Source organism: Chryseobacterium sp. Leaf180, from assembly GCF_001424585.1.
Lineage (GTDB): Bacteria > Bacteroidota > Bacteroidia > Flavobacteriales > Weeksellaceae > Chryseobacterium.
In genome coordinates this window covers 752862-767865 of the sequence record NZ_LMPJ01000001.1, presented here as the reverse complement: position 1 = coordinate 767865, position 15004 = coordinate 752862, and the positions used below count along the sequence as shown (strand labels likewise).

The following is a 15004-nucleotide window of genomic DNA, read 5'->3' as shown; positions in this document are numbered from 1 at the left end:
ATAGAATTTGTAAAAGCTTCTATGACACAAGCTTTCTAAGGCATTTAAAAGCTTTGCCGCCAAGAAGACTTTCTTTAGCAGCCGCTAAACATTCGCTGTAATTTCCAACTTTTCCGGTGAGCTCAAGTGCAACGGCAGCATTCGCTAAAACAACCGCATTTTGATCTTCCAAACCTTTTCCCTGCAGAATATTTTTAAATATCGAGGCCGTTTCTTCACTCGTTTTTCCCGCTTTAATGTTCTTCGCCAAAACCGGCTGGAAACCAAAATCTACAGCAGATAAAATCTTTTCGCCAACTTTCGTGATGATTTTGCTGTCGCCCGTGAGACTGATTTCATCATAACCGTCCATACCGTGCACAAGAATGAAATCGCGTTTCTCTTTCTGCAGCAGATACTGATAAATTCTTGCAATCTCCAGATTGTATACACCAATCACCGAAAATTCTGGCTGCGCAGGATTCACCAGCGGACCGAGAAGATTGAAAAATGTTCGTAAGCCTAAAGATTTTCTTAATTCTGAAACCGATTTTAAAGCGGGATGAAAATGCGGAGCGTGAAGAAAACAGATATTGGCTTTCTCTAAATCTTCCCTCAGTTCTTCCGAAGTTTCTTTAAAACGGTATCCCAAAGCCTCCATCAAATTTGATGAGCCGGTACGTGTAGAAGCGCCGTAATTTCCGTGTTTCGCTACTTTTTGTCCGGTTCCTGCAACAACGAAACTCGCCAAAGTGGAAATGTTAATCGTGTCTTTTCCGTCGCCGCCAGTTCCGACGATGTCAATTAAATTCTGCGTTTGAAGATCAACAGGAACTGCCATTTCGAGCAAGGCTTCTCGAAAACCTTTCAGTTCGTCTAAGGTAATGTTCCGCATGAGAAAAGTGCTGACAAAAGCAGAAACTTCGGCGGAATTGAATTTATTTTTGGCAATTTCAATCATGACGGATTTCGCTTCGGCTTTTGACAAAGTGTGATGATTGAAAAGGTACTGCAATATTTCTTTCATAATTTTTTCTTGAATTAAAATCAGCCGAGGAGAAAATTTCTGATAATTTTTTCTCCTTCCGGCGTCAGAATACTTTCCGGGTGATACTGTACGCCATGAACGTCGTAGGTTTTGTGTTTCAGACTCATGATCATTCCCTTGCTGTCTTTGCTCGTAATTTCGAGTTCGGCCGGGAAATTTTCGGGGTTAACTGCCCAGCTGTGATAGCGTCCTACTTCCAGAGTGTCTGGCAAATCTTTAAAAAGTTTGTGATCGCTCGTCTGATGCGCTTCTGTCGCGACGCCGTGATAAATTTCAGTAAGATTAATCAGATTTCCGCCGAAAGCTTCTGCAATAGCCTGCTGACCGAGACACACGCCGAAAATAGATTTCGTCGGTGCGTATTTTTTGATAACATCCAATAGAATTCCGGCTTCATTGGGAATTCCCGGGCCCGGTGAAAGGATAATTTTATCGTATTTTTCGATTTCTTCCAGGGAAATTTTATCGTTTCGGTAGACATCCACTTTTGTTTCTAAAATGCGCTCGATGATCTGTACAAGGTTGTAAGTGAAACTGTCGTAGTTGTCGAAGACCAAAACTTTTGGTTTCTGTAAAGAAATATTTTTATCTGTTTTCATAAATATGTTTTAATTGTGGTGATGTTTAAATGTTTGACAAATCTGCGACCCGGCTTGAACGGAACTCCTTTTGCGAAGCAAAAGAGTGGGAGCGGAAGACGGAAACTGTCGCCAAAAACATTAAACCAGTTTCTCCGCTTTTTCTACTGCTTTTTTTAATGCGTTGAGTTTATTATTCACTTCCTGCAGTTCGTTTTCAGGGATAGATTTGGCTACTATCCCAGCGCCTGCCTGATAAAAAAGTGTGTTGTTTTTGCTGAGAAAGGTGCGTATCATGATCGCCTGATTGCAGTCGCCATTGAGTCCAACCATACCGATGCAGCCGCCGTAATATCCGCGCGAATCTTTTTCGTATTCGTTAATGAGTTGCAAAGCGCGGTGTTTTGGAGCTCCGCTTAAAGTTCCCTGCGGAAAAGTCGCAGAAACAACGTCAAAAGGATTGGTTTCCGGTTCCAAATCTGCGGTTACCTCGCTCGTCATGTGAATCACGTGCGAAAACATCTGGATTTCTTTTAGTTTTGAAACCGTGATGTTTTTTCCGACTTTCCCAAGATCATTCCGTGCGAGGTCAACAAGCATCGTATGTTCGGCGTTTTCCTTGGCGTCGTTTTTCAAAGCTTCAGCAGCCAAAAGATCGCTTGTGATATCGCCTGTTCGTCTGAAGGTTCCGGCAATCGGGTGAATGACGGCTTTGTTGTTCTTGATAATCAGCTGGCTTTCGGGGCTTGAGCCAAAAAGTTTGTAATCGCCGTAATCGAAGAAAAACAGATACGGAGATGGATTGATATTTCGAAGCGCCCGATAGACATTAAATTCATCTCCGAAAAATTTCTGCTCAAAACGTCTGCTTAAAACCATCTGAAAAACATCGCCGCGCATGCAGTGCTTCTGTGCCGTTTTTACCAGATTTAAATAATCATCATCTGAAATATTTGTAGTTTCATCGCCGTTTTTTTCGAAAGGATAAACTACGGCATTTCGGTTTTTAATCAAATCTTCCAAGGCGCGAAATTCTGAAGGTAAACCTTCAATTTTATTTTCGATGAGGTGCATTTCATCATTGTAATGATTAATGGCGATCACATATTGATACAGTCGGTAGCGCAAAATCGGGATTTCAACTTCTGTGCTTTGAGGTTTCAGTTTAATTTTTTCAAAAAACTGTACGGCTTCAAAACTTGTGTATCCGAAAAGACTCTGCGCCGTTTCCTCGATGTGATCCAATGTTTTTTCACACACGAAAACTTTGGAAAAACTGTAAAGAAGTTTGGTAAGTTTTTCGTTATCCAAAGATTTTTTCTCCGCAGGTTTGTTGGGAAGCTTGATTTCAAATTCGCTGAGGTTTTTGATTTCGATTCCGGCAACAGCATTTACTGCGATGAACGAAAAATTATTTTCAACATTTTTTGAATCTGAACTCTCCAGCAAAATCGTATCGCGGAATTTATCGCGGATCTGAAGGTACAGATGCATCGGTGTCTGCATGTCGCCCAAGGTTTTTTTTGAGCTTGTTTTTATCTTGATTTTGGTATCAAACATTTTTTCTGTTTTAAAATTTGTGCATAAAAAAAGACTTCAACGCATCGTCAAAGTCTTGTATAGTTTCTATAAAATCCAGGTTGAGAAAATTAACAACAGGACAATAGCTTCAGACCCGACGAAGAGTTTGAATGCCACCACCAAAATTTGTTAACTGAAATAATCATACAGCAAATGTAGAATTTTTTTTGAATCTTAAAATATTTTTTTTAAAAATTTAGATGAAAAAAGTTTTAAAGCCGTCAAAAAAAACATCAGGAGCCCGAAAAATGCTGGATAAATTTTTATATTTTTGTACGATTAACAGAGCTTATTCTTTTAGAAGAATGCGGCTTTTATCAACATTAAAAATTTAAATTTAGACATGAAAAAATTATTGGCAATCGCATTTGTAGGAGGTTTATTGGTGGTAAACTGTGGCAAAAAAACAGAAAACAACCTGAAGGACAGCAATGTAATGCTTGAAGAGCCGGAAGCGCCTGTCGTAGCGGCAGATTCTACAAAAAAAACTGATTCTGTGCCAGCGGCTGCAATCCCAAATCCTTCGCCGTCTACAGATTCTACTGCTGCTGCCAAATGAGAAAAATAATCGCGGCTTTGGCTTTCAGTTTCTTCGTTTTTTCATGTGAAAAGAAAGACAGCGGTTCTTCGACAATTTATAATGATCAAAAAACAGCTGAAAACGCTAAGAAACTTTCAGGTGAAGAACTGATTGCCGGTTCCGACTGTATGTCTTGTCATCAGCTTGATGAGCGCATGATTGGACCATCTTATCATGAAATTGCTGCGCGCTACACCGGAAAAGATGCCGAAATGCTCGCCTCAAAAATTATTGAAGGCGGAAAAGGAAACTGGGGCGATGTGCCGATGCAGGCTCACCCGCAAATCTCAAAAGAGGAAGCAAAATTTATGGTGCAGTATATTCTAAGTCAGAAAAAATAAATGTCTTCCGAAAAAACAGGTCTGCACATAAGAAATCTGCACCGCAATTCTTACGATTTTGCCGAACTGATCTCCTGTGTGCCGGAACTGAAACATTTTGTTTTCAAAAATAAATTTGGAAATGAAACGATTAATTTCAGCATTCCGAAAGCGGTAAATCTGCTGAATAAAGCTTTGCTTGCGCATTTTTACGGCGTCAAAAACTGGTCGATTCCAGACCGAAATCTCTGTCCGCCCGTTCCGGGAAGAGCAGACTACATTCATTATGTCGCAGATCTTATCAACGAAAATGACTTGCAAACACGTAATTTTAAATCCATAAAAGGTTTGGATATCGGAACCGGCGCAAGTTTGATTTATCCTTTAATTGCAGCAAAATCTTATGGCTGGAAGATGACCGGAACTGATATCAGCGAAGATTCCCTGGAAAATGCAGAGAAAATTTTAAGTGAAAATCAAGATATAAAAGATCAGATTACACTGAAAATGCAGCCGGAAAAAGATTTCATTTTTAAAAATATTGTTCTTCCTGACGATCGTTTTGCATTTTCGATGTGCAATCCGCCGTTTTATGATTCTGAGGAAAGTTTGCTCAAAGAAAATATCAGAAAAAATAAAAATCTGTGGAACATAAAAACTGCCGAGAAGCATCTCAACTTTTCCGGCGTTGATGCCGAATTGTGGTGCGAAGGCGGCGAACTGGCTTTTATCTCAAACATGATTCTTGAAAGCAGAGATTACGCAGAAAATATTGAGTGGTTCACGTGTCTGGTTTCCAAAAAAGAGCATCTTTTCAAACTCCAAAATCTGCTTAAAAAAGTGAAAGCCGCTGAAGTGAAAATAATCGATATGGCGCAGGGACAGAAAGTGAGCCGATTTCTGGCGTGGCGATTTATTTAAAAAATCAATAGATGATTTTAATTAAATTTTTAAAAAAGGTCGAAGATTTATAATTTTAATATTTATAAATTTTTGAACATAGTATAAAATTCAATCAATCATGCCTTCAATAAATTTTACGTTTAATTCAGTAGAGTTCGATTTTGATCTCCGTAATGATCAAAGTTTTTGGTATTGCGAAGCAAATTATAAAAATAATAAAGTGATCATTTCAGCTAAAAAAGATATTTTTGAAGATGAAAGAACTATAGAAAAACTTAAATCTTTCTGTAAAATCATATCTTTAAACATCGAAAAGATACAAGAAAAGTCAAAATTGTGGATTGTAAGATTATATAATGAGTTAGGATCGTTTGAAATGGATGAAGGCTATTTTGGAAAAGAAATTTTCATCAAGCTCGTAAGTATTGAAATAGAAACGTTTTTTGATTTTGAAGTAAATCTTCCTTTTTTTTCAAAGAGAGATTTAATAATGGATATCAATCATAAGTATTATGTAATGTTCAAATCAATAAATGAAGATGTTTTTGTAGAGGGAGTGCATAAAGACTAAGTGGTTGAGATAACCATTTTTATTTCTTAAAATCGAAAAAGTAGCGTAAAAAGGAGTTATTAATTTCATTGAAATTTTTAAGTCCTAAAAGATCTTTGTTAGTGTTGGGATGTTTAAATTTCACTTATTTGATTTCCCGAAATTTCTTCCGCAACCTTTCTTCAAAATTCCTTATTTTTGCACGTTATTTTAAATACACAAAATGCAGTTATCAGAACAGGAAATCATCAGAAGAGAAAAGCTGAATAAGCTTGTTGAAATGGGAATCAACGCGTTCCCGGCGGAAGAATATACGGTAACAGATACCGCAGAATCGATCAAACGTGATTTCGCAGAAAGTAAACAGGTGAAGATTGCCGGCAGACTCATGTCGCGCAGAATTCAGGGGAAAGCTTCTTTTGCTGAGCTTCAGGATTCTACAGGGAAAATTCAGGTGTATTTTAACAGAGACGAAATCTGTACAGGCGAAGATAAAACTTTGTACAATGACGTTTACAAACATCTTTTAGACATCGGTGACATCATCGGAATCGAAGGTGAACTGTTTACCACGCAGGTTGGCGAACAGACGGTTTTAGTGAAAAACTTCACGCTGCTTACCAAAACTCTGAAGCCGCTTCCGCAGTCGAAAACTGATGAAAACGGAGTTGTTTATGATGCTTTCAACGATCCCGAGCTGCGTTACAGACAGCGTTATGTAGATCTAATTGTAAATCCACATGTGAAGGAGACTTTCGTAAAAAGAACGAAAATGTACACCGCAATGCGTCAGTTTTTTAATGATGCAGGTTATATTGAGGTGGAAACTCCGGTTTTGCAGGCGATTCCCGGCGGTGCGGCAGCGAGACCTTTTATCACGCATCACAACGCATTAGATATTCCGTTATACATGAGAATTGCCAATGAACTGTATCTGAAAAGACTGATCGTGGGCGGATTTGACGGCGTTTATGAGTTTTCTAAAAACTTCAGAAATGAAGGAATGGACCGTACGCACAACCCGGAATTTACCGTGATGGAAATCTACGTGGCGTACAAAGATTATTACTGGATGATGGATTTCACCGAAAAAATGATCGAGCACTGTGCCATCGCCGTAAACGGAACGACAAAAGCTAAATTTGGTGACCAGGAAATCGATTTTAAAGCACCTTACGCACGTGTCTCGATGACTGAAGCCATTCAGAAATATACAGGATTTGATATTACGGGAAAAACTGAACAGGAATTATTTGACTTTGCTAAATCCATCGGCATTGAAGTAAATGAAACGATGGGTAAAGGCAAACTGATCGATGAAATTTTTGGCGAAAAGTGTGAAGGAAACTTTATTCAGCCAACATTTATCACCGATTATCCAGTTGAGATGTCGCCATTAACCAAGAAACACAGAAGTGAGGAAGGTTTGACTGAACGTTTTGAACTGATGGTTTGTGGTAAAGAAGTTGCCAATGCCTATTCAGAATTAAACGATCCGATTGATCAGCGCGCGCGTTTTGAAGATCAGTTGAGATTAGCCGAAAAAGGTGACGACGAGGCCGGACAGTTTATCGATGAAGATTTCCTAAGAGCGTTGGAATACGGAATGCCGCCAACTTCCGGAATGGGAATAGGGATGGACAGATTAATTATGTTCTTAACAGATAACGCATCCATTCAGGAAGTATTATTTTTCCCGCAAATGAAGCCGGAAAAAACCGTTCCTCAAATCGAATTGGGCGAAGATGAAAAAGTGATTCTTGAAATTTTAAACTCCCGCGAAGAAGAATTTTCTTTAACGGAAATAAAAGAAAGAAGTCAGCTTTCCGGAAAAAAATGGGATAAAGCGTCAAAAAATCTTACGAAACACAACCTTGTAAAAGTGGAAAAAATTGGTGAGAATGTTTCGATGAAACTGGTTTAATTTCTTTAACATAAAAACTGAAATCCTGAAATTTTTTCAGGATTTTTTTGTTTAAATAAAATAATACTTTGATTTTACGTTTTATTGTAAACCTTTGGCGATGAAATATTTTTTTTGCTTTTTGCTTTTTTCATTCTCTGTGAATGCGCAGACCATGTCGTCGATTTATTTTAAACATAATTCTGCAGAATTAAATGCGGTTTCAAAACAGAAACTTGACAGTATTTCTCGGCTTAAAAGCAAATTTAAACTGAAGATCTACGGTAATTGCGATACCTCCGGAAACATAGAGTTGAATCAAAAGTTGAGTGAAAAAAGGGTTTTAGCGGTTTCAAATTATCTTAAAAACAGGCTTTCGGATAATCTGAAAATTGTTGAAGAAAAAGGTTTTGGCGATCAGAAACCGATCAACGATAATTCTGTAGAAGAACTGCGGGCAAAGAACCGACGCGTAGATGTTTTCATCGAAAAAGTGTTTATGCCTCATGAGAAAATCCTACGGAAAACGCCACCAAGTTTTGTGAAAACTTCTATTGAAATGATGAAAGTAAAAGATACTTTTCTTTTGCCAACGGTACATTTTATTGGTGGTAGAAGTGTTTGGCTTCCGGAAGGGAAGACTGAGCTACAGAAGGTTTTAACAGTTTTGAAAAATAATCCGACGATTAAAATCGAACTTCAGGGTCATATTTGCTGCGACTATGAAAATTTCGATGGTGAAGATCTCGATCTGAAAACGTACAATCTTTCTTTCACAAGAGCAGACGCCATCCGGCAATATTTACTGAAAGCAGGAATTGACGGAAATCGCGTGGTGGCAAAAGGTTTCGGGCATCTCAATCCGCTGGTTTATCCGGAAAAAACGGAAGCTGATTTTGCAAAAAACCGCCGCGTCGAAATCGTGATTTTAGAAAAGTGAAAAAATGTTTTTGAAGCGATTACTGATTTGAAATTTAATTTAATAAACGATTTATTTTACCTTTTTATCAATCTCTTTTTTTACATTCGAAAAGGAAAACATCAGATAAAACAGAAAAGGCAGAATGAAAACGGAGCCGAGCATCAAAGCCCAGGCGAGTGTGGTAATGGTTTTTGGCGCGGCAATATGTTCGGTAAGCGAAAGATGACTGCCGTTGGCAAATAATAAAATATTCGGGTTGTGCTGATAGGTTGCTGCGACCAAAATCATCATGATCTGAAAACCTGCCAATATGCGCACGGCGATCATTTTTCGATCTTTTAAAGCTTTTAAAACAAATAATAAAGCGACTGTTGCCAAAGTAATTGCAGTAATGCCAAGCGGTTTTGAGAAAACCCATTTCAGTAATGGAATGCCGGAAAAATACGCCGCTGTAAAAACTAAAATGCCAGAAACCAGAACGAAAACAATCATTTCGTACGATTTTCTAATCATCAGATTGAGTTCGAGTTTGTCGCCTAAAGTTCTTAGTGAAAAAACCGATGCGAGATATGCGCAAAGAGAAACGGCGAAAATACCGACCGAAACGCCAAACCAGTTGAGCCAGCTGAAAATATACAGATCCTGAAAAGTTCTCGCTTCAGGATTTATTGATTTAGAAATTGTGGAAGCTGCGATCAAACCAAGAAAAAACGGCGTCAGCAAACTTGCATAATAGAAAATGAGTGTATAAACAGTTTGCCAGCGGTCTTTCACGGCGTCATAATTTCGAAATGTGAATGCTGTACCGCGAGCAATAATGCCGAAAAGCATGAAAACCAGCGGAATGTGCAGATACGTCGACATTGTCGCATACACTTCCGGAAAGCCTACGAAAAGAATCACAATCGCTATAATCAGCCACATATGATTTGCTTCCCAGATCGGCGCAATTGAATCGTACATGATCTTCTGGGTGTACATTCTGCGTTTTTTCGGTGTGAAAAGCTCGACGATTCCGGCGCCAAAATCGGCTCCGCCTAAGATGAAATACAGGCAGATTGAAAGCCAGAGAAAAGAGATCACTACGTAAATCATGATTTTTTCTTTTTATCGTTAAACTGAAGATCGGTGTGATCGTAAAGTACAGGCACCATTCGGATTTGTCTTCGCAAAAGCAAAATGATAATCATTGAAAGAGAAATAAAAATTGCGGTAAAAAAGTAAAAAGAATACTGAATGCCAGGCATCGGCGTCACCGCATCTGCAGTACGCATGATTCCGTAGATAATCCAGGGCTGGCGGCCAACTTCTGTCACCGTCCAACCGGCTTCGAGAGCGATATATCCAAAAGGCGTGGCAATGAAAAAAAGTTTCAGCAGCCATTTTCTGGTAAGCCATTCTTTTTTAAATAAAAATGAAAAGAGAAAGACGCTTCCAATAAGAATCATCACGACGCCGAAAAAAATCATAATCTGAAATGCGTAATGTACAACGGCAACCGGCGGCCATTCATCTCTCGGAAAATCTTTCAGACCTTTTACTTCTGCATTAAAATCGCTGGCAACAAGAAAACTGAGCAGTTTTGGAATTTTGACAGCATATTTAATTTCTTCTTTTTCTTCGTTCGGAATTCCACCAAGAATAAAAGGTGCGCCTTTTTCTGTTTCAAAATGAGCTTCCATCGCGGCGAGTTTTATCGGCTGTCTTTCTGCAACCGATTTAGCCGCCACATCACCAGTAAGTGGTGCGCCAAAGGCTCCGACTATAGCAAATGAAGCCGCGATTCTGAATGCTTTTGTATGAAAATCAACATTCTTTTTTCTCATTATTAAAAAAGCGTGTACGCCTGCAACAGCAAATCCGGTGGCACAAAACGCGGCAACGGTCATATGCAGAGCCTGCGAAAACCAAGCATCATTAAACATGGCTTTTATCGGATCAATGTTTACGTATTCTCCATTCACATAATCAAAACCGGCTGGAGAATTCATCCAGGCATTTGCTGCGACGACCAAAATTCCCGAGGCGAGACCACTTAAACCGATAAGGAATCCACAAAACCAATGAAACCATTTATTAAATTTATCCCAGCCGTAAAGGAAAAATCCTATCGCGATGGCTTCAATAAAAAAGGCAGTTCCTTCGAGTGAAAAAGGCATTCCGAAAATCGGTCCTGCGTGTTTCATAAATGAAGGCCAGAGCAAACCCAGCTCAAAAGAAAGCATGGTTCCTGAAACGGCACCTGTGGCGAAGAGAATGGCGACGCCTTTGCTCCAGGCTTTTGTGAGACCTTTGTACATTTCGTTTCCTGTCTTCAGATATTTCCAGTGGGCAAAAGCCATGAGAAAGGGCATCACCATTCCAACGCATGCAAAAATGATATGAAAACCAAGAGAAAGTGCCATTTGAGCTCTGGCAGCGAGAAAATCGTCCATAGAATGTTTTATTTCCACCTCTAAGTTAAGTATAAATCCGATCCCTAAATTATGATTTATAACAGCGATTGCCTTTCCTTTTGATATGTTAACTTTGTAAGATTATCATCTGATTTCAGCGTAAAAAATTGCAGTTTTTACATCTGTTTAATGCGATAATTGGCTTTTATAAGTGGAAAAAAAACACGATATTTGTAAGTCTTTGCATTTAGCAAAAATTTTATATTTTATATGAGTCAAAAACAATATACAGCTAGCAGTATTCAGGCCCTGGAAGGCATGGAGCACGTGAGATTGAGACCTTCAATGTACATCGGTGATGTAGGTGTAAGAGGTCTTCATCATTTGGTTTATGAAGTGGTAGACAACTCAATTGATGAGGCACTGGCCGGTCATTGTGATACAATTCTGGTAACGATACATAAAGGTGAAGGAATTTCGGTAAAAGATAATGGTAGGGGTATACCGGTTGATTTTCATGAGAAAGAGCAGAAATCGGCTCTTGAAGTGGTGATGACAAAGATTGGAGCCGGAGGTAAATTTGATAAAGATTCTTACAAAGTTTCCGGTGGTCTTCATGGGGTCGGTGTTTCTTGTGTGAATGCACTTTCTACACTTTTGGTAGCTACGGTAAGCCGTGACGGAAAACTGTATCAGCAAAAATATTCTGAAGGTAAAGCTTTGGCAGATGTTGCTGAAATTGGCACTACAGAAGAAAGAGGAACGGAAGTTTTCTTTCAGCCAGACGGAACTATTTTTCAGGAACTGATTTATAATTATGATACGCTTGCAGCAAGAATGCGTGAACTTTCTTTCCTGAATAAGGGTATTACCATTACTCTTGTTGACGAACGAGAAGAAAATGAAGACGGCACATTTGCGTTTGAGGTTTTCCATTCTGAAGGCGGTTTAAGAGAATTTGTCGAGTTTATCGATGGAAACCGCGAGTCGATCATGGAAAGCGTGATTTTTATGGAAGCCGAAAAAGATGATATCCCAGTGGAAGTTGCGATGCGTTACAACACTTCTTTCAGCGAAAATCTGCATTCTTACGTTAATAATATAAATACACATGAAGGCGGAACGCACTTGGCCGGTTTCAGACGAGCTTTGACAAGAACGCTGAAAAAGTATGCTGATGATCTTGGAATTCCTGCTAAAGAAAAAGTGGAAATTACCGGTGACGATTTCCGTGAAGGATTGACTGCTGTGATTTCTGTAAAAGTGATGGAGCCGCAGTTTGAAGGTCAGACGAAAACAAAACTGGGGAACTCCGAGGTTTCCGGTGCGGTTGACAAGATTGTTGGAGAAATGCTTTCCAACTTTTTGGAAGAAAATCCTTCTGAAGCTAAACTTATTGTGCAGAAAGTTGTTTTGGCAGCAAAAGCCAGACAAGCAGCCAAAAAAGCACGTGAAATGGTGCAGCGTAAATCTCCAATGGGTGGTTCTGGTTTGCCTGGTAAACTTTCAGACTGTTCTTCGAAAGATCCCGCAGAATCTGAACTGTTCCTTGTCGAGGGAGATTCGGCAGGTGGAACTGCGAAACAAGGTAGAGACCGACATTTTCAGGCGATTTTGCCATTGAGAGGTAAGATTCTGAATGTGGAGAAATCGATGCTTCATAAAGTTTACGACAACGAAGAAATTAAAAATATTTACACAGCACTTGGAGTTTCGGTAGGAACTGAAGAAGACAGCAAAGCTTTGAACCTCAGCAAACTTCGTTATCATAAAGTCGTGATCATGACCGATGCTGATATCGATGGTTCGCATATTTCGACGTTGATTCTGACCTTCTTCTTTAGATTTATGAAAGAAATGATTGAGAACGGTTACATTTATATTGCACAGCCGCCTTTGTATCTTTTGAAAAAAGGAAACAAAAAAATCTATGCGTACAACGAAAAAGAGCGTGAAGAAATCACTTTAGAAATGTCTCCGGATGGAAAAGGAGTGGAAGTGCAGCGCTATAAAGGTCTCGGTGAGATGAATCCTGAGCAGCTTTGGGAAACTACACTTAATCCTGAACACAGATTATTAAAACAGGTGAATATAGACAATGCAGTAGAAGCTGATAATGTTTTCTCGATGCTGATGGGCGATGAAGTTCCTCCAAGACGTGAGTTTATCGAGAAAAATGCAAAATATGCGAAGATTGACGTCTAAATAGATTCCTTTTTTTATCGTAACAAAACTCCACATCGGTGGAGTTTTTTTTTGTCCTTTTTTAGTATATCATTTCATAATGATTATTTTTTAACTTTTCTTTAAGAAATTTATTTACATTTGCCAAAAACCAATATACTATGATGAAAATGTTTACCATCGGTGCAATTTCTTTGGCATCAGTGTATTATGCACAGTCTTATCCTGCTTCATTAATTTCTGAGCCTTTAAAAAAGAATGCCAGCGCCGTGATTCGTAATGAGCAAACGACTTTGGAGATTAATAAAATTGATGAGATTGTTTATAAGAATTTTTCTGCGATTACCGTTTTAAATAAAGATGCTGTGACATATGCAGCTCCAAAAATTTTTTATGAAAAAGGAGATGTGATTTCGGATGTAAAAGTTACAATTTACGATGAAAAAGGCGCGAAAATAAAATCTTTTTCAAAAAGTGATTTTTCTGATGTAGCATCAAATTCGCAGGGGACATTTTACAGTGATAACAGAGTGATGTTTTTACCGTACACACCGACTTCTTACCCGTATACGGTAGAATTTTCTTATGAGCAGAAAGATCACAATACCGTTTTTATTCCAGATTATACGCCATTTACAAACTTTAATCTCTCGCTTGAAAAAAGCAGTTTCAATATTGTTAATAAATCAGGAATCAATCTTCGCAGTAAAATTTACGAGTCGCCTTTTCAGTACGCGACTGCAAAAACTTTAGGTTCGGGAAATAATGTTTCGTATCAGTTTGAAAATATTCCCGCGATCAATGATGAAGAACTGGTTCCAAATCCGGCAAAAATTTTACCTAAAATCAGTTTCTCATTAGACCAGTTTTCTCTGGTTGGCAGAAAGGGAGAAATTACTTCGTGGAAGGATTTTGGACTTTGGTATTATAATAATCTGCTGACGCCGGTTTCGACATCAACACCGCAAATTAAAGCTGAAATCACTGCATTAAAACTGACAGGAACGACGGAAGAAAAGGTGAAGAAAATTTACCAGTACATGCAGAGTAAGACAAGATATATTTTCGTTGCACTCGGTATTGGTGGATGGCAGCCGATGATGCCCGATGAGGTTCAGAAAAAAGGATACGGCGACTGTAAAGGTCTTACCAATTACATGAAAACTTTGCTGGACGAAGCAGGAATTCCGTCGCATTATGTGATCATTAACTCAAATTCTTCTGCAGTAAGTTTTGATAAAGATTTTCCTAAAATGGGCGGTAATCACGTTATTCTGGTGGTTCCGACAGAAAAAGGAAATGTCTGGCTTGAAAATACTTCGCAGGAAATGGCTTTTAATCACTTAAGTTACAGCACGACCGACCGAAATGCGCTGGCCGTAAAACCGACTGGGATTGAACTGATTGAAACACCAAGTTATACTGCGCAGCAAAATAAGGAAAAGCAGATTTTAACGTTGCAGTTGCACGAAGATAAAACAGTTTCCGGGAAAGGAAATTTTATGTTTACGGGAAATCAGTATGACAGTAATCTTGGTCTGATGTCTCTGTCGGCGAAAGAAAAAACAGATGCAATTAAGAGTCAATATTCTGTGATGAGTTTTGAAAATTTTGATCTTTTGGAAATGAAAAACGACCGAGACAACACTGCGTTTTTGTATGATATTAATTTTAAAGCAACAAACTTTTCAAAGGCTGTCGGCAAAAGCTTTATTTTCCGTGCCGTGCCGTTTTATTCAAACAGTTTTTATCATCAGGACGAAACGCGCTCACTTCCTTTTGAAAACCGGTTTGCGTATGAAGATGAATATGAGATTAGCTACAAAGTTCCGGCAGGTTATATTATTGAAGATATTCCGGAGAACGGAAATTTTTCTTCTGATTTTGGAAACTATACCCTTTCATTTGAGAAAAAAGACGACCAGCTTCTTGTCAAAAGAATCATTCACATCAAAAAAGGAATGTATTCTAAAGACCGCTATAACGAATATGTGAACTTTCGGAAAAAAATCATGAATGCAGACAACTCAAAAATTTTAATTTCAAAAAAATCATAACCG

13 protein-coding genes are annotated in these 15004 nt (G+C 38.7%); 8 read left to right on the top strand and 5 right to left on the bottom strand.

Annotated features, from left to right (window positions below):
• Window positions 1-19: 19 nt before the first annotated feature.
• The 3 genes from trpD to ASG01_RS03505 all read right to left on the bottom strand — a co-directional run bounded on the left by trpD (window position 20) and on the right by ASG01_RS03505 (window position 3165).
• Complete coding sequence (gene trpD / locus ASG01_RS03515; protein ID WP_055859971.1) at window positions 20-1006, bottom strand: anthranilate phosphoribosyltransferase; 987 nt, start codon at window positions 1004-1006, stop codon at window positions 20-22.
• Between the two features lie 20 nt (window positions 1007-1026).
• Complete coding sequence (locus tag ASG01_RS03510; RefSeq protein WP_055859968.1) at window positions 1027-1626, bottom strand: anthranilate synthase component II; 600 nt, start codon at window positions 1624-1626, stop codon at window positions 1027-1029.
• Between the two features lie 120 nt (window positions 1627-1746).
• On the bottom strand, window positions 1747-3165 hold the full coding sequence (locus ASG01_RS03505; protein ID WP_055859966.1) for an anthranilate synthase component I family protein: 1419 nt from the start codon (window positions 3163-3165) through the stop codon (window positions 1747-1749).
• Between the two features lie 364 nt (window positions 3166-3529).
• On the opposite strand from ASG01_RS03505, the gene ASG01_RS03500 reads away from it, so the two are divergent.
• From ASG01_RS03500 to ASG01_RS03475, 6 genes are all read left to right on the top strand, one after another.
• The gene (locus ASG01_RS03500; protein WP_055859962.1) at window positions 3530-3745 is read left to right on the top strand and encodes a hypothetical protein; all 216 of its coding nucleotides are present in this window, start codon (window positions 3530-3532) and stop codon (window positions 3743-3745) included.
• Entirely contained in the window at window positions 3742-4107 is a 366-nt protein-coding gene (locus tag ASG01_RS03495; RefSeq protein ID WP_055859959.1) for a c-type cytochrome, read from the top strand. Before ASG01_RS03500 ends, ASG01_RS03495 begins: the two co-directional genes overlap by 4 nt.
• Window positions 4108-5007 (top strand): 23S rRNA (adenine(1618)-N(6))-methyltransferase RlmF, encoded by a 900-nt coding sequence (gene rlmF / locus ASG01_RS03490; RefSeq protein ID WP_055859956.1) that lies wholly within the window; start codon window positions 4108-4110, stop codon window positions 5005-5007.
• Between the two features lie 100 nt (window positions 5008-5107).
• Window positions 5108-5560 (top strand): hypothetical protein, encoded by a 453-nt coding sequence (locus ASG01_RS03485; RefSeq protein ID WP_055859953.1) that lies wholly within the window; start codon window positions 5108-5110, stop codon window positions 5558-5560.
• Window positions 5561-5762: 202 nt separating this feature from the next.
• Window positions 5763-7463: a lysine--tRNA ligase gene (gene lysS / locus ASG01_RS03480; RefSeq protein WP_055859950.1), complete on the top strand. Its 1701-nt coding sequence runs from the start codon at window positions 5763-5765 to the stop codon at window positions 7461-7463.
• A gap of 100 nt (window positions 7464-7563) precedes the next feature.
• The gene (locus tag ASG01_RS03475; protein WP_055859947.1) at window positions 7564-8382 is read left to right on the top strand and encodes an OmpA family protein; all 819 of its coding nucleotides are present in this window, start codon (window positions 7564-7566) and stop codon (window positions 8380-8382) included.
• A gap of 51 nt (window positions 8383-8433) precedes the next feature.
• On the opposite strand, the gene ASG01_RS03470 is transcribed toward ASG01_RS03475, so the two are convergent.
• Together ASG01_RS03470 and ASG01_RS03465 are read right to left on the bottom strand one after the other, a co-directional pair.
• Entirely contained in the window at window positions 8434-9459 is a 1026-nt protein-coding gene (locus ASG01_RS03470; protein WP_055859945.1) for a cytochrome d ubiquinol oxidase subunit II, read from the bottom strand.
• Window positions 9456-10799, bottom strand: coding sequence for a cytochrome ubiquinol oxidase subunit I (locus tag ASG01_RS03465; protein WP_055859942.1), 1344 nt, complete (start codon window positions 10797-10799; stop codon window positions 9456-9458). Before ASG01_RS03465 ends, ASG01_RS03470 begins: the two co-directional genes overlap by 4 nt.
• Window positions 10800-11030: 231 nt before the next feature.
• Here ASG01_RS03465 and gyrB point away from each other — a divergent pair, with 231 nt between their 5' ends.
• Together gyrB and ASG01_RS03455 are read left to right on the top strand one after the other, a co-directional pair.
• A complete protein-coding gene (gyrB, locus tag ASG01_RS03460; protein ID WP_055859938.1) occupies window positions 11031-12965 on the top strand; it encodes a DNA topoisomerase (ATP-hydrolyzing) subunit B in 1935 nt (644 codons plus the stop codon).
• 140 nt (window positions 12966-13105) lie between these two features.
• Window positions 13106-15001: a DUF3857 domain-containing protein gene (locus tag ASG01_RS03455; RefSeq protein ID WP_055859933.1), complete on the top strand. Its 1896-nt coding sequence runs from the start codon at window positions 13106-13108 to the stop codon at window positions 14999-15001.
• Window positions 15002-15004: the final 3 nt, after the last annotated feature.